Source organism: Pseudoalteromonas nanhaiensis, from assembly GCF_051235485.1.
In the GTDB taxonomy this organism is placed as follows: domain Bacteria; phylum Pseudomonadota; class Gammaproteobacteria; order Enterobacterales; family Alteromonadaceae; genus Pseudoalteromonas; species Pseudoalteromonas lipolytica_C.
Map to the genome: position 1 here is coordinate 265,557 of NZ_JBPNYQ010000003.1, position 21,943 is coordinate 287,499.

The 21,943-nt window shown below is 40.1% G+C and carries 12 protein-coding genes and 1 pseudogene; 6 read left to right on the forward strand and 7 right to left on the reverse strand.

The annotated features are described in order from the left end of the window. Positions 1–8 precede the first annotated feature (8 nt). Positions 9–2,798 carry a TonB-dependent receptor gene (locus ACSFVZ_RS05220; RefSeq protein WP_435558267.1) on the reverse strand — a complete coding sequence of 930 codons (2,790 nt, stop codon included), beginning with the start codon at positions 2,796–2,798 and terminating at the stop codon, positions 9–11. A 675-nt stretch (positions 2,799–3,473) separates the two neighbouring features. Between ACSFVZ_RS05220 and ACSFVZ_RS05225 the strand changes: the two genes are divergently transcribed. Then, positions 3,474–5,099 carry an alpha-glucosidase family protein gene (locus ACSFVZ_RS05225; protein WP_235382461.1) on the forward strand — a complete coding sequence of 542 codons (1,626 nt, stop codon included), beginning with the start codon at positions 3,474–3,476 and terminating at the stop codon, positions 5,097–5,099. Between the two features lie 60 nt (positions 5,100–5,159). On the opposite strand, the gene ACSFVZ_RS05230 is transcribed toward ACSFVZ_RS05225, so the two are convergent. Next, positions 5,160–5,708 (reverse strand): TIGR00645 family protein, encoded by a 549-nt coding sequence (locus tag ACSFVZ_RS05230; protein WP_435558268.1) that lies wholly within the window; start codon positions 5,706–5,708, stop codon positions 5,160–5,162. Between the two features lie 238 nt (positions 5,709–5,946). Between ACSFVZ_RS05230 and ACSFVZ_RS05235 the strand changes: the two genes are divergently transcribed. Further along, a complete protein-coding gene (locus tag ACSFVZ_RS05235; protein WP_435558269.1) occupies positions 5,947–6,189 on the forward strand; it encodes a hypothetical protein in 243 nt (80 codons plus the stop codon). Positions 6,190–6,273: 84 nt separating this feature from the next. On the opposite strand, the gene topA is transcribed toward ACSFVZ_RS05235, so the two are convergent. Then, on the reverse strand, positions 6,274–8,940 hold the full coding sequence (topA, locus tag ACSFVZ_RS05240; RefSeq protein ID WP_435558270.1) for a type I DNA topoisomerase: 2,667 nt from the start codon (positions 8,938–8,940) through the stop codon (positions 6,274–6,276). 303 nt (positions 8,941–9,243) lie between these two features. After that, positions 9,244–12,570, reverse strand: coding sequence for a hypothetical protein (locus ACSFVZ_RS05245; protein ID WP_435558271.1), 3,327 nt, complete (start codon positions 12,568–12,570; stop codon positions 9,244–9,246). Between the two features lie 193 nt (positions 12,571–12,763). Here ACSFVZ_RS05245 and ACSFVZ_RS05250 point away from each other — a divergent pair, with 193 nt between their 5' ends. Then, positions 12,764–14,095 (forward strand): dicarboxylate/amino acid:cation symporter, encoded by a 1,332-nt coding sequence (locus ACSFVZ_RS05250; RefSeq protein WP_135924966.1) that lies wholly within the window; start codon positions 12,764–12,766, stop codon positions 14,093–14,095. 81 nt (positions 14,096–14,176) lie between these two features. Here ACSFVZ_RS05250 and sohB read toward each other — a convergent pair whose 3' ends face one another. Then, positions 14,177–15,193: a protease SohB gene (sohB, locus tag ACSFVZ_RS05255; RefSeq protein WP_435558273.1), complete on the reverse strand. Its 1,017-nt coding sequence runs from the start codon at positions 15,191–15,193 to the stop codon at positions 14,177–14,179. 114 nt (positions 15,194–15,307) lie between these two features. Then, positions 15,308–17,740 carry a VolA/Pla-1 family phospholipase gene (locus ACSFVZ_RS05260; protein WP_435558274.1) on the reverse strand — a complete coding sequence of 811 codons (2,433 nt, stop codon included), beginning with the start codon at positions 17,738–17,740 and terminating at the stop codon, positions 15,308–15,310. A gap of 228 nt (positions 17,741–17,968) precedes the next feature. Between ACSFVZ_RS05260 and ACSFVZ_RS05265 the strand changes: the two genes are divergently transcribed. Then, positions 17,969–18,712 carry a YciK family oxidoreductase gene (locus ACSFVZ_RS05265; RefSeq protein WP_135924973.1) on the forward strand — a complete coding sequence of 248 codons (744 nt, stop codon included), beginning with the start codon at positions 17,969–17,971 and terminating at the stop codon, positions 18,710–18,712. 57 nt (positions 18,713–18,769) lie between these two features. Here the strand turns inward: ACSFVZ_RS05265 and pssA are convergent, their stop codons facing one another. After that, on the reverse strand, positions 18,770–20,095 hold the full coding sequence (gene pssA / locus ACSFVZ_RS05270; RefSeq protein ID WP_138558710.1) for a CDP-diacylglycerol--serine O-phosphatidyltransferase: 1,326 nt from the start codon (positions 20,093–20,095) through the stop codon (positions 18,770–18,772). A 288-nt stretch (positions 20,096–20,383) separates the two neighbouring features. Here pssA and trxB point away from each other — a divergent pair, with 288 nt between their 5' ends. Continuing rightward, positions 20,384–21,334 (forward strand): thioredoxin-disulfide reductase, encoded by a 951-nt coding sequence (trxB, locus tag ACSFVZ_RS05275; protein ID WP_135924978.1) that lies wholly within the window; start codon positions 20,384–20,386, stop codon positions 21,332–21,334. Positions 21,335–21,437: 103 nt separating this feature from the next. Beyond that, positions 21,438–21,869: pseudogene (locus tag ACSFVZ_RS05280) on the forward strand (leucyl/phenylalanyl-tRNA--protein transferase); the annotation flags it as partial. Positions 21,870–21,943 lie beyond the last annotated feature (74 nt).

Consider the following 21,943-nt stretch of genomic DNA (forward strand, 5'->3'; position numbering starts at 1 on the left):
TTAGCTCATTACAGCTTGTAGCTGAAGCCTAACAGGAATGTACGACCGTAGTCTTGATAATCACGTACTTGAAGTGAGTTTTCACCTTGTAGTGATGTGAACGGCTCTTCTGTGATGTTCTGAACTTGGAAAGTTACAGATAAACCGTCAAGACTCTCTACACCGCCTTCACTAAAGTCATAACCAATTTGTGCATCCCAAATTGTTTCGCCTTTAATATCAACTTGTGTAGTAGCAAAACCTAAACCGTATACGTCACCTTTAAAGTCACTACGTTTACGCATGCTTGTACGTGCTTGGAAACCGTTACGCTCAAAGTAAACTGTTAAGCTATCGATTTGGTCAGATAAACCAGGTAGCTCATATTCGTTACCATTTTGGTCAGTTAAGTCTTGCTCAACACCTGTATGGCTTGCGATTAAACCAAAACCGTCTAGAGATTCACTGAACATAGTGAACGGTAGTGTTAATGAAAGCTCATAACCCCATAGGTCACCAGAACCACCATTTACTTTACCAGAACCAGTACCTGTTGAAGTTGCAGGGATTTCACCGGTTGACGGGTCAGCTACACCGCTCATGTCGATTTCATAAGTACCATCGAAAATCCACTGAGTGATATCTTTATAGAATACAGCAGCTGCAAAGTAACCTTCTTCATGGAAGTAGTTTTCGTAGCTTACATCAAAACCTGTAGCTTCTTTTGGTTCAAGTTCAGGGTTACCACCTGATACACTCCAGTAGTTACCATTTTCATCAGGTTGTTGATTGTAAGAAGCATTAACTGATGAGTTCATTTCATCTAAGCGAGCACGAGAAATCGTTTTCGCCGCGCCAAAACGTACAGTTTGCTCTTCATCAATTGCAAACGATAAATTGATGCTTGGTAAGAAGTGGCTGTAATCGTGGCTTACATCAGTTGGTGATACAACAACTAAACCATTCACTGTGTTAGCGGCAAAGCCTTGTGAAGACTGTTCAGTTTTCACATAACGAACACCAACGTTACCTGTTACAGGGATTGAACCAATTTCAGCATTAATGTCAGCTTGAGCAAAAAACGCTGTTACTTCTTCTTGTACAGTCCAAGATTGTGTCTTGTGTTTTGAATCAGTTAAGCTTTCTTGAAGAAGGTTATAATAACCGTCGTTTACTAAACCGTTGGTATCGTATGCAACCATGTTGCCCATACCAATGAAGTCAAGGCTCGCTGTACCTAAACGGTATTGCTCAGGGATTGATAACATACCTGGATTTGATAAAGAGAAATCTTTTAATGTCATGAAGTAACCTTCAGACACTTTGCTCTTTTCACGGTCACGGTAAGACATACCAAATGACACACGGCTGATGTAAGCGTTATCAAGTACTTTGCTTGCAGCAAGTTTTAATGTGCTTAATTCATCATTGATTTCTGGCGCGTTGATAAAGCCATCTTGCGCTGTATTTTGGTATTCAGTACCTGTTAAACCATACTTATCGTTAAGTGCAGCACTTGCACCCCAAGATAATGGGCCACCAAGTTGGATTAAGTCGTAGTCGCTGTAATCAAGGTTGTGGCTGAATTGCGCGCCAGTGTTACCACCGTCAAACTCGTAACCAATCGTATCAGCAACACCATTTGCGTCACCACGACCTGTTCCTGAGTAGCTTTCGATACTCCAGATTTGACGTTCAACTTCAGAGCGGCTTACGTCAAATTCTACTGACCAGTCATCACTGATGTCGTATTTTGCATTAAAACCAAACTGAGTTAGCTCAGCGTTACGCTCTTCGTAGTCGTTACGAACAACAACACGTTGACCTTCAGTTACTGCACTTGTGATAAAACCAGAGTCAGCATCAATTACAGCTGAGCTTGGGTCGATTGAACCTTGGCCCCAAGCAAATGGCACTTCAATACCACGTAAGATTTTTTCATCCGAAAAATCAACGTATAAGGCATCGAATGTCATGTTAAGACGATCTGTCGGCGCAGCTTCAATAACAAGCATCGCTGTGTCACGCTCAAGAGTCGATGAACGTACGAATGGTTTAGCACCACCTAAAATTGAATACGTGTTACCATCTCCACCGGTAAACTCAGGGTAGCCCCATGAATTCCAACGTTTTTCTTGGTTAGGTGAGCTCATTGTATTGTAAGCAAATGCAACACCAATTGTGTCATCTGCAAACTGATCAATGTATGAAACAGTACCGCGGAAACCTTTATCGTCACCGTCTGGGTTTAATTTATCAAAACCAGTTTGCTCATATTGGCCATTGAACATGATAACTTGCTCACCTTTGCTTAAAGGTTTAACAGTTTGCATGTCGATTACGCCAGCAATACCTTCTGCATCAAGACTAGCGCTTGGTGTTTTATATACCGTTACGCCACTCATAATTTCTGATGGGTAAAGGTCAAATTCTACGCCACGGTTGTCACCGATTGATACTTGCTCACGGCCATTAAAAGTAGTAGCACTTTCGTTTTCACTGAAACCACGAACACTTACGCGGCTAGCTCGACCATCTAGACGTTGAGCAGTTAAACCAGGAAGGCGTGCAATTGATTCTGCAATTGATGAATCTGGTAGCTTACCGATATCTTCTGCTGAGATTGACTCAACAACTTCAGGAGTGAAGCGTTTAGTATTAATAGATTCTACAACACTGCCACGAAAACCTTTTACTTCGATAACTTCAACGTTATCGTTTTTTGCTTTTTGGTCTTCTTCTGCAGCATACGCTACAAAGCTATTTAAACCTGCGGCTGTTAAAGCCAGAGTTAATATACTTGGTTTGAACATAGACATGATGCTTTTCCCATTACCCAAATTGTAATGCCAACGCGATGCAGATATTTATTATCTAATAGCTGAAGTCGTTGACTGATTTTGTTGTCGGAATGAATATTAACGCCGAGATTATTTCCTTAACAAATTTATGCATACGTATTCAGCGTAGTTCAACCACTCAAAAATTAACAATACATTTACACAATTAAGACTTAACCCATTGTAATTGTTAACTTTAGTATGATACCAGCACAATTTAATAAGAATGAAACATTTTCGCCATAATTTTGAACCCTAACTCTCCAGTAGAAACACAAAAGCCTCTTCAACAGGGTGTTAGTAAAAGAAGCAATGTTAATAAACAGAAAAAGTTCGACAAACTGGAAATTGGTCTTACCAAATTTTATTTGCACTACTTTGGCCAGAAGCAACTGTTTTATGCACCAAGCTGGGGTTTATTGTTTTTACAAATAACAAGCAAAGCCAATTGGTAAATTTTTTCATAGATGAAATAGCCAATTGAACTGGTGCAACGACGGATATTTTTTCAGTAATTAAAATATGAATTTAGCGTGCATACGTATGCAGAGTTTTTACACTATCCCAGCCTTCACGTATGCTTTTGACATTCCGGCAACATCTAGTTAGTTGCCCAACAGTTTACAAACACTGAGTGTCACGATGGAGAAAAACATGGCTCAAAAGCAGTGGTATAAAGGTGCGGTTATCTATCAAGTTTATCCGCGCAGTTTCCAAGACACCAATGGCGATGGCATTGGTGATATCAAAGGTATCATTGATCGCATCGATTATATTAAGAGCTTGGGTGTTGATGCTATTTGGATTTCACCTTTCTTTAAATCACCAATGAAAGATTTTGGTTATGACATAAGTGATTATCGTGATATCGACCCTATTTTTGGTAACCTTGCTGATTTTGATGATTTAATTGCACAAGCTCACCAACGTGATATTAAAATTATTATTGATCAGGTATTGAGCCATACCTCAGATCAACATCAGTGGTTCCTCGATAGTCGTGAAGATAAAACCAATGATAAAGCTGACTGGTACGTTTGGGCAGATGCGAAGCCGGATGGCACACAACCAAATAACTGGTTATCTATATTTGGTGGTCCAGCATGGCAATGGGAACCGCGCCGTGGTCAATATTACTTGCATAACTTCTTTGCAGAACAGCCTGATTTAAACTTCCATAATCCTGAAGTTCGCAAAGCCGTATTAGATAATGTGGAGTTTTGGCTTAAGAAAGGTGTTGATGGTTTCCGCTTAGATGCGATCAATTTCTGTTATCACGATGCACAATTACGTGACAATCCTGCTAAGCCGCCTGAAAAGCGTCAGGGTCGTGGCTTTAGCGAAGATAACCCGTATGCGTTCCAGTATCACTACTACAATAATACGCAACCAGAAAACTTAAGCTTTATGCAGGACATTCGTGCCCTATTAAATAAATACCCTGGCACGGTTGCTTTAGGTGAAATCTCATCAGAAGACTCATTAGCTACTATGGCTGAGTACACATCAGGTGGTGATAAACTCCACATGGGTTATAGCTTTGAATTACTTACTAATGATTACAGTGCAGAATATATTCGTAATACCGTGAGTACATTAGAAGAGCGTATGACTGAAGGCTGGCCATGTTGGGCATTTAGTAACCACGATGTTGAACGTGTTGCTAGTCGCTGGAGTAAAGATAACACGATCAATCCGCAGCAATGTAAAATGCTGACCGCCCTGCTTGCTTCACTACGCGGCAGCGTATGTATGTATCAAGGTGAAGAGCTTGGTTTAGGTGAAGCTGAAGTCGCTTTCGAAGACTTACAAGACCCATACGGCATTACTTTCTGGCCAAACTTTAAAGGCCGTGATGGATGCCGTACTCCAATGCCATGGGACGCAAGCGATACTGAACAGGCTGGCTTCTCAACAGCTAAGCCATGGCTACCTGTAGGCAATGCTCACAAAGCTGTTGCTGTTAATGCGCAAGATCAAGACAAAAATTCGATTTTGAATGCCTACCGTGAATTTATGGCATGGCGTAAAGATAAAAATGTTCTGTTAGAAGGCGACATTGAGTTTTTAAACACTCAAGAGCCTGTACTTGCTTTTTATAGAACCTTTGAAGGCGTCAAAATGCTGTGTGCATTCAACCTAGGCGCACAAAGTAGCGAGTTAACAATCTCTGATACAGTGTCTTCACTGCATACGGAGCTATCGCATCACACAGCTGAGTTAAACAATAATACAGTCACTCTGCCCGGGTTCGGTTGCTTTTATGCAACCCTGAATTAATTATCAGTTGTTAAACACCAAGCCCTGCAATGCAGGGCTTTTTTATTACTAATAACACGATTAGTGATTCATGGTTTTACTATTAATGTAGTCAGTTAGTGCAAATAACACTCCCGACACCACAAACGTAACATGAATTAACACCTTCCAAAGTAACTCATCCGTTGAATGGTTGTTTGAGCTGATAAACACCTTTAAAAGCTCTACAGCAGAGATAGCGACAATGGCGCTTATTAATTTCATCTTAAGCCCTGAAAAACCAACCTTTCCCATCCATACAGGTCTGTCTTCGTGATTGTCTATATTCAACTTTGAAACAAAGTTTTCGTAACCACTAAAAATAATGATAAGCAAAAGCCCAGCTAAAAGCGCGGTATCAACCAAAGTTAATATTCCCACCAATAACTCTTGATTAGTTGCCGAAAACGTATTTAAGGCCATGCTGTAAAGATATTTGAAAAACTTTAACAACAATAAGACTACAGCGACTAATAAACCTATAAAAAATGGCGCTAACAGCCATCGAGAACGAAAAATAAGTTTTTCGACGACTCTCTCTAATGTAGAAGGCACTTTTTTGTTTTTAGTTTGATTAATCTGTTCTGACATTTCTAAAATCACTCTCATAAATATTAGTTTGATAATACGCGGTTTTTATTAGTAATTTCTATATTTGCAGCGCACTACTGTGACTATTTTTTGTTTATCTTTACGATAAAAATATTTCGTTATCTTTTTTACAGATTTCGTTTATAAATTCACTTAAGCAAAGCGGTATGCCCTTTGCGCACCTTTACTGAGCACTTTAAGCCAGTAATTATTAATTATGTTGATTAGGAATAATTAAATGAACAAAGCATTGCTAGCACTAATTTTGGCACCTGTATTAAGCGTGTCAGCGTCTAACGCAATCGCTAACGAAGCACCTGAAGCATCAGCTGAAATGATCAAAGAATACACTGAGATGTGTTTAAACTGGGCTAAAGATGATGACATCAGCAACGAAGAATTAAAGCTATACGTACTAAAATGTGTGAATGATGAGCTTGAAGCTGAAGGCTTTAAGAAAGTAAAAGACGTACAAATTTAATTTGTCGTTAAACCAGATATAAAAAAACCGGAATGACACAAAGACGTGCGCTCCGGTTTTTTATTGCCTTGAAAAGCTAAGGAATTATTCCTTAGCTTTTGTCGATGTTTTCTTTTTTGCAGGCGCTTTCTTTTTACTTTCTTCAACCCACTTGCCATTTTGGTAGTGAGCAGTCCAACCTGTCGCCTTACCATCGACTTCACTCATCACATATTGTTCTTTATTTTTACGGCTATAACGAACAATTGCAGGGTTGCCATCTGGGTCTTGCGTAGGCGCATCAGCTAAATAATAAAACTTCTCAGAAATACGATCTCTAAAACGTTTTAACTCTTCAACTTTAGGTGCACGAGTTTCACGAGACTTAGGAAAAGTATTCGCCGCCAAGAAAATACCTGAAGCACCATCACGAAGTACAAAGTAAGCTTCTGATTTTTCACATTCTAGTTCTGGTAAATGAACCGGATCTTCTTTCGGTGGCGCAGCTTCACCATTTTTGAGTAATTTACGCGTATTCTTACACTCTTCATTACTACAGCCAAAATACTTGCCAAAACGGCCTGATTTTAACTGCATATCTGAGCCACATTTATCACATTCGATAATTGGGCCATCGTAGCCTTTAATTTTAAAGGTACCTTGTTCAACGATATAACCCTTACAGGCTGGGTTATTACCACAGACATGCAGTTTACGTGTTTCGTCTATCAAGTATGAATCCATTGCCGTTTCACAGATTGGGCAACGCTTCATTTGCATTAGTGATTCTGTTTCAACATCTTCAACATCTGCGGCAATCGCTTCATCACCAGGCACCAAATTCATGGTTGTTGTACAACGCTCTTTAGGTGGCAGGTTGTAACCTGTACAGCCTAAGAATACACCAGTTGACGCAGTACGAATCCCCATTTTACGGCCACAGGTTGGACAATCTATGTCTGTTTCAACCATTTGATTTTGGCGCATACCGCCTTGCTCTTCATCACCTGAAGCAATTTCAAGCTGAGTTGAAAAGTCTGCGTAAAACTTGTCTAGTACTTGTGTCCAAACGCGCTCACCTTCTGCGATATCATCCAGACGACCTTCCATTTTAGCGGTAAAATCAAAGTTCATCAGATCTTCAAAGTTTTCCACTAAGCGGTCAGTAACTATCTCACCCATTTTTTCAGCGAAGAAACGGCGATTTTCAACGCGCACATAACCACGGTCCTGAATCGTTGAGATAATTGATGCATAAGTTGAAGGGCGACCAATACCACGCTTTTCAAGCTCTTTAACTAAGCTTGCTTCACTAAAGCGCGCAGGTGGCTTAGTAAAGTGTTGCTTAGGATCTAACTCAACAAGCGTTAGTACATCACCCTCTTTTACTGCTGGTAATGATTGATCTTCTTCATTCTTTTTACGAACAGCTGGCTGAACTTTTGTCCAACCATCAAAGCGAAGTACACGGCCTTTTGCTTTTAGCTGATAATCACCCGCACCTACGGTTAAAGTTGTTAGGTCATATTCAGCAGGTACCATTTGACAAGCTACAAATTGACGCCAAATTAATTCGTAGAGCTTTTTCGCATCTGCTTCAACACCATCTAAATGGCCTGATAATACCGAGACACTTGATGGACGTATCGCCTCGTGCGCCTCTTGTGCATTGCCTTTAGAGCTGTAACTGATCGGTGCTTTTGGTAAATACTTTTCACCAAACTGCTCGGTTACGTAATCACGGCACATTTCAACCGCATCTTTTGATAAGTTGGTTGAGTCGGTACGCATATAAGTAATGTGGCCCGCTTCATATAAGCGTTGAGCCAGCATCATAGTCTTTTTAACACCATAGCCTAAACGTGTACTAGCAGCCTGTTGCATGGTTGAGGTAATGAATGGTGCACTAGGCTTACTCTTGCTTGGCTTTTCTTCAACGCTAACAACCTTGTACTGAGCTTTCTCTAGGTCAGTAACCGCAGTCATTGCCTGCGCCTCATTAACAGGCTTAAATGCTTTGTCAGCGTATTTTGTAACTTCTAAACGTAATGCAGCTTCACTATTTTTAACATCAGCGTGTACATCCCAAAACTCTTCAGGGATAAATGCTTTGATTTCACGCTCACGCTCAACGAGTAAACGCACAGCAACAGATTGCACACGACCGGCTGATAAACCACGAGCAACTTTAGCCCAAAGTAATGGTGACACCATAAAGCCCACTACACGGTCAAGAAAACGACGCGCTTGTTGTGCGTAAACCATATCAGTGTTTAGTTCACCCGGTGTTTCGAATGCTTGTTGAATTGCATTTTTAGTAATTTCGTTAAAAACAACTCGCTTATACTTTTCAGGCTCGCCACCAATAATCTGTTCGAGGTGCCATGCAATTGCTTCCCCTTCTCTATCCAAATCGGTTGCGAGATAGATTTTATCGGCGTTTTCAGCAAGCTTTTTTAATTCTTGAACAACTTTTTCTTTGCCTGGCAGTATTTCGTAATGTGGTTCCCAACCTTTTTCAGGGTCTATCCCCATGCGGGCAACAAGATTCTTATAATCTCGTTGCTTTTTATAGGCAGCTTTTTCTTCTGGTGACATTTTGCGAACTTCAGCAGGCGTTTTGGTCGCCGCTGTTTTCGTTTTGCCTGAACCTGAAGTTGGAAGATCACGCACATGCCCAACACTGGACTTGACGATAAAATCCTTTCCTAAGTATTTGTTAATTGTTTTTGCCTTTGCCGGAGACTCTACAATTACTAGTGATTTGCCCATAGTTGCCTATTTCTGACCGAAAGTTTTAAAGTTTTTTGCCCTTATAAATGTATATCCATCACATTAAACAAATAAGTATGATTTTTTAACATTGGAGCACGAATATTTATAGGTATATCTACAAACACCAATTGTTACAAGCTTTTAATCGAAACTTTTCTTCATTGACTGAATAATTAAACAATTTTTGTTGCTAATTTAGTCAATGTGGTGTTTTGCGGTAATTTCAAGGGGAATATATAGAACAGCAACAAAAATGCCAACCTTCTGGTTGGCATTTTTTAAATTTAATTGTGCTTAAATTTATTTATCATCAAGTATAGCAATTGATTTACTTACTGTTTTTGTAGTACCAAATTGATTCTCGAAATTAAATGTAATGGTCAGCACACCATCTGCGTCTTGGTTACCGTCAACCTCTCGAGCTATACGTACACTTGAAGACATTGTTGAGTCTCTATTTGTGCTTCCGATAATATCTTGATGTTGCAGTATAGAAAAATCACCATTGTCTGCAGTAATTGTTACCTCTGTACCTGCAGGTAATGGATTACCAAATTCATCACTGTAGAAAATTTGGATATTGATACCCGTTAAACCTATATCAATATCTTCTGGGCCTGAATCAGGATCATCCTCATCGTAATTCGGGTTAGGGCGTGTAACACTCGACAAATCAATCGATTCAACATCACACCAGCTTGCATTATCTGATTCTTCAAAGCCACCTGCAAATGTCGAACTACAATCAGCTGGCACAACTACTTCGTAAGGAGCAGTCACTACTTCATTTGATTTTAATACTGCGAATCGTACATAAGGTTCATCACCAGACATAACTACTTCAATCTGCTTACGAACTTCAATTAAATCACGCGTACATTGCCCAGCATTAAAGGCAGCTTCACTACATAACAATCCGTTATATTTACCATCAGGGCCGTCATATACACCATCATTATCAAGATCTCGCCATGTTTCATTATGACCGCCTCGTGAATTTTTCTCCGAGCATGGGTCTGAATCAGCATCGTAAGAATCTCTGGTTGCATCGCTACAGTTAGCTTTGTCAAAGGTATTATTTTCATTGTGGTCATTAAATGCTTCAGGTAAATCATATAACGTATAATATTCACCAACATCAAATAACCCGTTTCGACGAGTAACGCCATCTGATGACTCCTCATCCTCGTAGCTCTCTTGACCTTTCGCTACCGCAAGTATGCTTGTTCGTCCACCTCGAATTACACCATTTGGATCATTTTTAGCGCGAACTAAGGTGCCAATACATGGGGCTGCAATACCAAAATAAGGGTCGCAGTTTACTTCACCAGTTTTAGGGTTTATTCCTTCAGTAGTTGCAGTATTACCATCAATTTCACCAATTCTATTACCCCATTTGTAGTCATAGAAAGGTCGTTCACCCTGCGAGCGCCATGTAACAACACATGATGCATCAGTAGTACGACATACTGCTTCATTACTTTGTGAACCTATAACACCTGACTCAGTTAAAACGGTTGATTCAACACCATCACTATTGAATTGATTAAATTGGTCACCAAAATAAACTGTCAGGTTATTAGTGACGCCATTATAATTTAATGCATTTGGATTCAAGACTTCTGGGCTTAAGTCAAAACTGTTTTGATCTGTAACACCAGAGTATAAAGCAAGTTGAGATGACACTGCGTTAATTTGCTCAGTTAAAGGCACTAAGTGAAGTGTCCCTGCAGGGCAAATTTCATTGCTTGGTTCAGCTTCACATAGTTCAACTTCATCTGTCCAACAAGATAAATCATCACCTTCAGGCAAGGCAGCAACATCTTCTTTAGAAACAAAACATGCTTTAACGACAAGTGGTCCAGGAACGATGCCTGAAGTCACTGTTGTTTGTACAACACCATTGTTGTCTGTATTAGCAGTTCTTTGCGTTAATTTTGCTAAACCTACTGAGTCCGTCAATTTAAAATCAATACGTTGCTGTGCAGAAACAATACCATCCGCATCAAGTAATCTGAAACGAACGACTGATTGTGTTGGTAAGCCACCTTCACCAGGTGGAAGCGCAATCACTGGCTCCGAAACATCAAGAAATTGTATTGATTGAACAGCCGATACTTCAACAGGTATAACAGTAGACGCCGTAAAATTTTTGCCGCCCGTTTCAACTGTAATATTAACCACATCATTGATTGAACAGCCGTTAGCACGGTATGTTGAGCTTGCAATACCTGCTGACGATTGTACCGATGCATCAATTGTCGAGTCATTATTTGAAACACACGTAGAGTTAAATTCTACTTCTGTAGGCGTGGTAAATAAATTACCTTGCTCGTCGCGAAGGGTAACTTCAATAATAGTACTACCACCCGCTTTCAAAGGAATTGTATTGCCTTCACTATCTGTGTTTAGTCCATTATCAACTTCTAACACTAGATCAGCGATACCAACAGCAAAGTTAAGATCTGCACTTTCACCTAACGATGACACCGAAATAGTACCAGCACCGCCTGTATTTCCTGGCTGTAATTTTAAAAGTGCAACACCAAAGTTATCAGTCAGAGCTCGACCTGAAGAAGGTAATACAGAACCAAGATCAGTTGTTACATCAACCAATGAGTTAGCAACACCATCACCGCCTTGGTCATTTATTACTTCTACAAATAAATCACCTAACTCGGTTGATGAAATTGAATTAGTAATAGTACAGCCAGAAGCTTGCGAAGTTGGATCAAGCTTCACATTATTTCGATTTTGATCCCACGAAGGGTTGCAGCCTGTTAGCATTAGAACAGACACTGAGTATTGGGCAGCATCAGAAGAAGCATCATCACCATTTGATATAAAACCTACCGTTTTCGTAATGGTGTTATCATTTTCATCTGTATATGTTGCGATAACTTGACCAGCGCCTTTTGAATCGCCACTACTTAAAGTGACATTTGCTTGGCCATTTTCATCTGTTAGCGCAGTACCTAGTACGGGTGTAATTTTACCTGTGAAGTTTGTAGTAAACGAAATCAATTGGCCAGCAATTGGAGTGCTTTCATCAAGTAAAGTAGCTGTAACCGTTCCTTTGTTGTTTTTACTAACCGGGTTGTCTGAAGAGAAAGGTAAACCAGAACTGTCAACAATCGAAAGCCCTAATGAAATTGTGCCACTGCTATCACCCGTTTGTGAACCATCGGATGTGAAACCAAAAGTATCACTAAAAGTCTCTTCACCAACTATGTAGGATGCAGTAATGATACCAGCTCCTGCCGTATCACCTGCAGTGACAGTAATTGATGCAACACCATTTGAATCGGTCAAGCTCGTACCAGAAGCAGGTGTTATCAAGCCAATACTACCATCAAGACTAAAAGTTATCACTTCACCAGATACAGCAACCGCCTGATTGGTCAGAGTTGCTGAAATAGTTAATGGTGATTCGACCGTTACAGAACTCGACTCTTCATTTGTGCCCGCTGTATAACCTTTCACAGATACAGAGTAACTTGGGGTATCAGTCGTACCACCATCCCCTCCATCAAGTGAACCGCTATCGTTCTCTAACGACCCACCGCCGCCACAGGCAACTAACAATGAGCTGAAAACTATAATACTTAGCCATCGCAATAAAGGCATTGACCTCTCCCTAGTTAGCTATTTTAAATTTATTTATATATTTACCTAATATTAACCTAAAAATTGAACGAATATCATAATTTTTTTATCAGATTTACAGCGAATTAATTTAAAATATTTGTCGAATTTTCCTGTATAAAAATCTTCAGGCTGGTAGGCTATGGCGAAATTTATAAAAATATAGACTAGGTATATGTCAAAAGTACGATCTTTAAGCCTTACGTCTCGTATCATGGTAGGTATGGTACTGGGTGTGCTTGTTGGTTTTATCTTTCAAGCGATTTTAGCGGGTGAAGACGATTTCCTAATTCCACTAGGATTATTCTCTTTACCAATTAAAGCATTTTTTGTGGATGGTATCTTCCATGTAGGTGGGCAAATATTCATCGCAAGTTTAAAGATGCTGGTTGTTCCATTGGTTTTTGTATCGCTGGTGTGTGGTACATGTAGCTTAAGTGACCCTAAAAAACTAGGTCGATTGGGTGGAAAATCAATCTTACTCTATCTAGTAACAACAGCAATAGCGATCACCGTTGCTATAACACTAGCGCTATTAGTTAATCCTGGTGAAGGTATTAACCTACCATCAGATGCGACCTACAGTGCTAAAGAAGCACCTACCCTTGCACAAGTCATTATTGGAATGTTTCCTACCAACCCAATTGATGCAATGGCAAATGGCAATATGCTGCAAGTTATTGTGTTTGCTTTGTTATTTGGTGTGGCGATGGCTTTAAGCGGTAAAGCAGGTAAACGTGTTGCAACCGTGTTCGAAGACTTAAACACCGTTATTTTAAAACTTGTTACCCTACTGATGAATATCGCCCCTTACGGTGTATTCTTTTTAATGGCTAAGTTATTCACAACTATAGACTTTAAACTCATCACAAGCCTTGCCTTATACTTTGGCGTGGTGGTCTTCGCGCTCTTAATTCATGGCTTTGTAAACTATAGTATCTTATTAAAAGTGTTAACTGGTTTAAATCCAGTGACGTTTTTAAAGAAAATGAAAAACGCCTGTTTGTTTGCGTTTAGTACTTCAAGTTCAAGTGCAACAATGCCTATTACCCTTGAAACTGCTAGCAAAAAACTTGGTGCTCACAACTCAGTTGCTTCATTTACGGTACCTTTAGGCGCAACTATTAACATGGACGGCACAGCAATTATGCAAGGTGTTGCTACCGTGTTCATTGCACAGGTCTTTTCAGTTGATTTAACTATTTCTGATTATTTAATGGTTATCTTGACCGCGACACTAGCATCTGTTGGTACTGCCGGTGTGCCAGGTGTTGGTCTTATCATGTTAGCGATGGTGTTAAACCAAGTAGGCTTACCTGTAGAGGGCATTGCTATCATCATTGGTGTTGACCGTTTACTTGATATGACTCGTACCGCTGTAAACGTAACAGGTGATTGTATGGTGACCTGTGTGGTTGCAAAATCTGAAGGTGAATTTGATGAGGACGTATTTAACGACCCAAATGCCGCTAAAGATTTAGAAGACTATCATAAGTCGATTAAGTAATAATTTACTTATGAACGACTCATAAAAAACCCGCTTAAATAGCGGGTTTTTTATTGCCTATATACTGTTTAAAACTGAAACTTAAGGGTTTAAGCCTTTAAAACGCGACATTAAACTCACACCTGCTTTACTCAAACCAGTGCTTAAGCCCACCGCTAATTTATCGCTCAAATTCTTCTTAATACGGTATTTCACTTTGAAGATTTGACGCTCTTTTGCTTGGCTCAATAAAATATCATCGCTTGTGTCAATTTTATCAACTAAGCCTTTATCAAAGGCTTGAGTAGCAAACCAGTGCTCACCTGTTGCGACCATGTCTATATCAAGTGAAGGGCGTTGTTCACTAACAAATGTTTTGAATAAGCCATGCGTTTCTTCTATTTCCTGTTTGAATTTTTCGCGACCTTTGTCTGTATTTTCACCAAATAAGGTTAATGTTCGCTTGTATTCGCCTGCAGTAATTTGCTCAAAGTCCACATCATTCTTTTTCAAAATTTTATTAAAATTAGGAATCTGCGCAATAACCCCAATTGAGCCAACAATTGCAAATGGTGCAGCTACGATTTCATCAGCAACACATGCCATCATATAGCCACCACTCGCCGCTACTTTATCAATGGCTACAGTCAAATGCACTCCTGCATTACGTAAGCGTTGTAGTTGAGACGCTGCAAGTCCGTAACCATGCACTACACCTCCGCCACTTTCTAGACGAACAAGAACACGATCTTTTTCTTTATCTGCAATAGTTAAAATAGCTGTGATCTCTTCACGTAAGCTTTCTACTTCGTGCGCATCTACACTGCCATTAAAGTCAATTACATATAGACGTGACTTAGGGTCTTCACTGTGTTGTTTTTTTGCGGCTGCTTTTTGTTGTTTCTGGTGAGCTTTTAACTCTTTCTTTGAAAGTGTGTTTTCGATAAAGCTTTGTTTTAAATCATCAAGCTGTTCACTTAAATCATCAATGGTTATCTCGCCCTTCTTCGCTTTAGGTTTTACTGCAGCTCCCATGATAATGGCAACAATGACAGCAATAGCGATGACAAATGTGAGGGTTTTTGCGAAAAACAACCCGTACTCATATAAAAATTCCAATCAAACTCTCCACTTATTAATTATTCGCCACAATTTACCATGCTTTAAAGCAAAAAAAAGCCACATGATGTGGCTTTTTACTTAATTGGTTATTACTTAATTAATAGGTTTCAGTTATTCAGTGACAACATCTGAGTTTGTAACCTGAAGATACTGACCACGGCTTGCTAAGAAAGTCGCAATTTGCAGTTGCATCTCAGCTGTAGCAGCTGCACTTTCTTGCGCTGTAGCACCTGAATCAGCAGTAGCTACAGGCGTTAACACTGAGCTGTGATGACCTTTCGTGAATTTAACCACATAGCTCATCGCATCAGCAGTTGGACCTTGTGTCTCAGCAACCGTTGATAAGCCCATTAAGTTGGCAAGAGGTAAACTACCAGCAATTGGATTACTCGTCACCATTGGTGGGATAACCATATCAGCATTGTTATTTTCACCGTCGCCCACGACAACACTCATGTAGACTGGTGTGCCAAGCGCTGCAACTGATGCGGCGTAGTTTGAAGGATCACCACTATCAAGCGCCGTTTGTGCAGCAAAAGCAAACTGAGTAATTATGCTTTGAATATTAGCAAGTTTTACAGTTTCACCAGCCATAGTTAGCGAACCAATGTACTCTTTATACGCACATGTAACAAAAGCTGTTTGGTTAGAAGCAAGTGAACCACAGTTAGACAGCGCTTCATTTTGTGCATAAGCACCAAACTCTGCAGATTCAGCTGTGCCTGCTGCAAGTAAAACAGAGCCTTGCACAAAAGGACCAAATGTATTTGACTCAATTAAGAAACTGGCGATACCACCGCCACCACTGGCAAGTGCAACACTCTTCACGTTGAACATTGGATCAACTTGGTCAGCTAGCGGTGCATTAGTCACAGCAACAAATGCTGGAGCAACTACAGAGCCTAATGAATGGCCTAAGAATGAAACATCTTGGGCATTTAAATCAGCAGCACCAGTAAAGTTAAGACCTAAACGTAACCCCAGTAAATCAGCAACTGATTGACGTAAGCTATCACGCGCTACTAATAATGACTGTAAGTTCATGTAGCTTAAAACTGAACCTGTAGAAGCATTAAAGTCATCAGTACCATCGCCGTCTACATCTACACCACGCTCACCATGCATTGGGTGGTCGATTGCAGCAGTTGCAAAGCCTTGCATTGTTAATTGTGCTGTAATTGCTAGCATATCTTCTTTTTTAGAAGTAATACCGTGCTGAAGAATCACTACTGGCCAACCACCTTCAGGCATTACCAGAGGATCCAACCCTAACTGACCACGTATTGCGTTGATCACAGGTAAAATTGGTTTAGTAACTTGTACTGGAACGTTAGCAATGCTTTGTGTTTTTGGAATTGTGTTGTATTTGGTTAAGTGTTTAGTTTGATCTAAACCTAAATCACGCAGTTTTCCACCACTTAACGCCATACATAAACCATCAGTTTCGCTGATTGGGTCTGTTGGGAATGAGTCACCTGCAGTAGATGCATAGCCAAGTACAGCAACACCACTGTCGCATAGCCCTTGCCAATAAGTTGCTGATAAATCATCAACCGTTTTGCCTGTAGGCGTTGCTAAATACATAGGTAGCATCACGCTACCCTTTTGATATTGCACACCACCAAATACTGGTGAAACACCTGTAATACCTTGTGATGCGAATACTTGCTCAACTGTAATTACGGGTTGCTCTGGAATTTGAACCATTGGTGTTGGTAAGGCAGGTTGCGAAAGGCTAGCTGCTAAAAGCTGTTTAACAGTACCTAGTACTTGACCTGCTGATTGCATTGTCATCGCAGCAGAGTAAATAATTTCATCTTTTGTAATTGCGCCACCTGAGGTGACTGCATTTTCGTAGCTATTAATCACCGCTTGCAGAGATTTTTGTGAATCAGTAATTAGCGGTGTTTCTTCACTAACAAGTGCATAAGTTGAAGATGGTTCGATTGAACGCCCTTCTGAGTCCATTAAAGACGTTGTTAAAACGTTTATGTAGGTGCTACCCGCTTTAAAAGGTTTAAGTGGGATCACGGCAACCGCATCACCAGAACCTTGTGTAATGAAGTCAACACCAAAGGTAAGCTCAGAAACCAACTTACAGGCAATGCCTGCAGGTACTTGCGAACAGGTTTCATCTGTTTGACTTGCGCCCATAACTACTTCAAAAATACGAACTGCACCAGGTGAACCGGCAGAAGCCATATCAAGTGAGATACCCGCAGGGAATGCTAAATCGATTTTAAACGGAGTTTGTGTTGACCAGCCATCAAGGGCACCTAGTGCAAGCTGAGGATCAGCATAGGCTGCGCGTTCAACACTAACATTGTTGTCGTCTAATTCACCCGGCATATTTAAAGTGCCATCAAGTGTACCACTCATCAGTAAGTCATTAGGTACCGAGATAACGCTATTTGCAGGGTCAAATTTAACGGTCGCGGTTGGGATGACAGGTGGGGTGTCATTTTTAACATCTTCTAATGTTTCTCCTCCACCACAGCCGGTAATGACTGACGCAATGGCTAGTGAGAGTAGCATTTTTTTCATAATTTCGCTCCGCGCAAATCTTATTGTTATTGTGTGTTCAAAGTTAAACGTAGTTGTTCTACTACCTTTATTCTAAGTTAAATTAATGTAATTAGATTATTAATAAGACATTAGACCAGTTAAAGTTAACGTAAAGTTTCAATTTTCGCCACCTTAATTTGCAATAAATTCGATAACTTGGCTTTTTGCTATGTTAAAATAGCAAAAAATCTAATTGATGGTACTTTTATGCACACTTATAAAGCCGCAGAGAATGCGCTAAAAGACAAAGTAATTCTAATAACAGGTGCGGGTGATGGCATTGGTCGCGTAGCCGCATTAACTTATGCCAAGCATGGTGCCACTGTTATATTGCTTGGTAAAACAACTAATAAACTCGAATGTGTCTATGATGAAATCGTGAACGCAGGCTACCCACAGCCGGCTATCGTGCCGATGGATTTAAAAGGTGCAACAAAACAAAACTACCGCGATTTAGCCGCAACTATAGAAATGCAGTTTGGCAAGTTAGATGGTTTATTAAACAATGCAGGTATTTTGGGTTCATTAGGGCCGCTTGAACATTTTTGTGTTTCTACCTTTGAAAACATTATGAAAGTGAATGTGACTGCGCAAGCCATGATCACTAAATTTATGTTTCCATTATTGCGAAAGTCACCAAGTGCATCTGTTATTTTTACATCCTCTGGTGTTGGTCGCAAAGGCCGTGAGCATTGGGGTGCATATGCAATCTCAAAATTTGCTGTTGAAGGCATGATGCAAACTTGGGCCTGTGAAGTGGGCAAAACCAATATTCGCGTGAACTGTATCAACCCTGGTGCAACTCGCACATCTATGCGTGCTTCTGCATACCCTGGTGAAGATAGAGATAAATTAGCAACGCCAGAAGATTTAATGCCAACTTATTTATACTTGATGAGCGACGACTCTAAAGAGGTGAACGGCCAATCTTTAGATGCTCAACAGAAGTAAGCTAATAGCTAGACACAAAAAAAGCAGCTTTCGCTGCTTTTCTAATCTTTAAGCCCACTAAATAAAGCGTTTGATAATAAAATCTACTTTCACACGCTTTGCCTGACCCAAAAGTTTCTTAACAGGCGCAGGATAATCATCCATTGTCTCTAAGTCTTGCGGGCCATTTAAACGACGACAGTGCTGCAAAATAGCGTGTTTTTCGTTTTCTATTTGCTCAAGAATATTTTGCTTCGGATCGTCAATTAAAATCCCGTTTTCGATATCTAAACCCCATGCTCGCGGATTCAAATTATGTCCACTAAGCAAATGTAAACGCTTATCTGAACAAATTCCTTTTAAATGGAAAGAGTTGCTTTCATGTTTCCAAAGATAAACATTTAAATTGCCATTTGCGATGTGACGCTTCTGAGACTTTAAAAATTTAAGTAGGATTGTTTCATATAAATAAGGGAGTGCACCAATCTTACTAAAAGGCTCACTAGGAGGCAGATAAAAATCGTTCGCAGTTTTATCACCTACTACAATTGTTACTTGCTTACCTTGTTTTAGTAAGCGACGTAAAGAGCGCATTAATGGTGCTGGGAAATTAAAGTAAGGCGTATAAAGTACTAATTCTTCTTCCGTGGTATCAAATAATGACTTAATCAAACGATTTAGTTTATTACTACGACGGCCTAAGCCTAAGAAAAGACGAACCCCTAATTCACCCGCACTCGCCTCTGCTGCACTTTCATAACTTGCTGATTTAAGATCACGCATTAACTGCTTTTGCGCATTTTTAATATCGTTGAAGTTAACTAGAGGTCGCTTATCAATACGAGGAACAGCCTCAGAACTTAATAAGTGTGATTCAATAAACTCTACCACTGAGTTACACAAACCAGCTTGATGCACTAAAAAGTAGCGATCTAAACGATAACGATCGTCCTGCTGCAAATAGACATTGTTAAGACTTGCACCGCTGTACAATAAAGTATCGTCAATCACAAAGCCTTTTAAATGTAACACACCAAAAAGCTCTTTCGCTTTAACAGGAACACCATAAACCTTTACATTAGACTGGTATTTTTCCTGAAAGTCACAATACATACTGGCATTGCCATCAGATTTTGCAGCGCCAATTAAACCTCGCTGAGCGCGATGAAAATCAACCAGTACTTTTACCTCTAAATCTGGATTAGCTAATGAGGCTTCGTGTAATGCCGTTAAAATTTCTCGACCTGCTTCATCATCTTGAAGATACAAAGCAGTTATATAAATTCTTTTTGTCGCTGAACGAATTAAACGCAATAGTTCAATGCGATACTCTTTTGCATTGGTTAAGACCTGTAAGTCTTCCGTAGTCAGCCCGAATGCGGGCTTTTCCTGCCAAAATACCATAATTGCCTGTTCATTTATTTAGCTCATAACTAAAGCTAATATCAAAATTAGCTAAAACATACCAAAAAAATATTGCTTGGTCATGAATAAACGTACTTTGAAGGCATAACAATTGAGAAATAGTTCATTTAACAAGCAAAAAGAGCAGCTTAAATCATAATGAGTAAGGATTATTTGACAGCTTTGCGATTTACCAAAAAAAATAATCGAGCCTTTTGTTTACATCCGCCTTGTTTTTCTTAGAATCGGTCGCATAGACATCGTATTGAAACGTTTTTAGGAAAAACCATGAGTGACGCTAAACACTGTAAACTATTAATTTTGGGTTCTGGACCTGCGGGCTATACGGCGGCAGTTTATGCTGCACGTGCCAACCTTAACCCTGTTCTAATCACAGGAATTCAACAAGGTGGTCAATTAACAACAACGACCGAAGTTGAAAACTGGCCTGGTGATGCGCATGGCTTAACTGGCCCTGCATTAATGGAACGTATGAAAGAGCACGCTGAACGTTTCGAAACTGAAATTATCTTCGATCACATTAACAAAGTTGATGTTACTAAGCGCCCTTTCACTTTAACAGGTGATTCAGGCACATATACTTGTGATGCATTAATCATTGCAACAGGTGCGTCTGCTAAGTACTTAGGTTTAGAATCTGAAACAAACTTCCAAGGTCGTGGTGTCTCTGCTTGTGCAACCTGTGATGGTTTCTTCTATCGCGGTCAAAAAGTTGCTGTTGTTGGTGGTGGTAATACGGCAGTAGAAGAAGCTCTTTACTTATCTAACATCGCCGACGAAGTACACGTGATCCATCGTCGCGATAGCTTCCGTAGCGAGAAGATTCTGGCTGATCGTTTAAATGAAAAAGCGGCAAACGGTAATGTTGTTTTACATTACAATCGTACTTTAGATGAAGTTCTTGGTGATGAAATGGGTGTAACTGGCATCCGCATTAAAGCAACTGACTCAGAAGAGACTGAAAACCTTGACCTTGCAGGTGTATTCATCGCAATTGGCCATAAGCCAAACACTGACATGTTCGAAGGTCAACTAGAAATGAAAGATGGCTACTTAGTAGTTGAATCAGGCTTAAACGGTAATGCGACACAAACAAGCGTACCAGGTGTATTCGCTGCAGGTGATGTGTGTGATCACATTTATCGTCAAGCAATCACATCAGCAGGTACAGGTTGTATGGCTGCCCTAGATGCTGAGCGCTTTTTAGATAATCTATAATCTATTGCTAAATACTAGCTTTGTTGGGGTTGTCGAAGAACAGCCCCTTTTTTATGGCTAAAATTTTGCTAGAATCATAATAAATAACAACGATAATGCTGATATGATCAAGCAACTTTATCAGCTCTCACCCGAGAGTGTAGATTTCCCAAATCCTGAATACGCCCTCGATGAGCCTGATGGTTTATTAGCTATTGGCGGTGATTTATCAGTTAACCGCATTAAACATGCTTATAAAAATGGTATTTTCCCATGGTTTAGTGATTACGAACCAATTATGTGGTGGTCACCTAGCATGCGCGGTATTATTGAGTTAAATGAATTTCATGTCAGTCGTAGTTTAAAAAAGCACTTAAAACGTGCTCCGGTTCGAGTCACTGTTAATCACGCTTTTTCGCACGTTATCAATGCTTGCCGTGAGCAACGACTCGACGCCGAAGGAACGTGGATCACAGAGCAAATGATGCATGCTTATATCGAAGCACATCATCAAAATATTGCTCACAGTGTAGAAATATGGCAAGAAAACGAACTAGTACTTCATCACACAAGTTCTGACTAGTTGAGGGCACCATAAGCCCTCTCAAGTTTTTCACGAGCTGATTCAAC

Excerpts from the sequence above, each read along its gene's own strand:
- topA (WP_435558270.1), bottom strand. The coding sequence starts at position 8,940 with ATGGGCAAATCACTAGTAATTGTAGAGTCTCCGGCAAAGGCAAAAACA.
- ACSFVZ_RS05265 (WP_135924973.1), top strand. The coding sequence starts at position 17,969 with ATGCACACTTATAAAGCCGCAGAGAATGCGCTAAAAGACAAAGTAATT.
- pssA (WP_138558710.1), bottom strand. The coding sequence starts at position 20,095 with ATGGTATTTTGGCAGGAAAAGCCCGCATTCGGGCTGACTACGGAAGAC.
- ACSFVZ_RS05220 (WP_435558267.1), bottom strand. The coding sequence starts at position 2,798 with ATGTCTATGTTCAAACCAAGTATATTAACTCTGGCTTTAACAGCCGCA.
- ACSFVZ_RS05245 (WP_435558271.1), bottom strand. The coding sequence starts at position 12,570 with ATGCCTTTATTGCGATGGCTAAGTATTATAGTTTTCAGCTCATTGTTA.
- ACSFVZ_RS05235 (WP_435558269.1), top strand. The coding sequence starts at position 5,947 with ATGAACAAAGCATTGCTAGCACTAATTTTGGCACCTGTATTAAGCGTG.
- ACSFVZ_RS05260 (WP_435558274.1), bottom strand. The coding sequence starts at position 17,740 with ATGAAAAAAATGCTACTCTCACTAGCCATTGCGTCAGTCATTACCGGC.
- ACSFVZ_RS05225 (WP_235382461.1), top strand. The coding sequence starts at position 3,474 with ATGGCTCAAAAGCAGTGGTATAAAGGTGCGGTTATCTATCAAGTTTAT.
- ACSFVZ_RS05250 (WP_135924966.1), top strand. The coding sequence starts at position 12,764 with ATGTCAAAAGTACGATCTTTAAGCCTTACGTCTCGTATCATGGTAGGT.
- ACSFVZ_RS05230 (WP_435558268.1), bottom strand. The coding sequence starts at position 5,708 with ATGTCAGAACAGATTAATCAAACTAAAAACAAAAAAGTGCCTTCTACA.
- trxB (WP_135924978.1), top strand. The coding sequence starts at position 20,384 with ATGAGTGACGCTAAACACTGTAAACTATTAATTTTGGGTTCTGGACCT.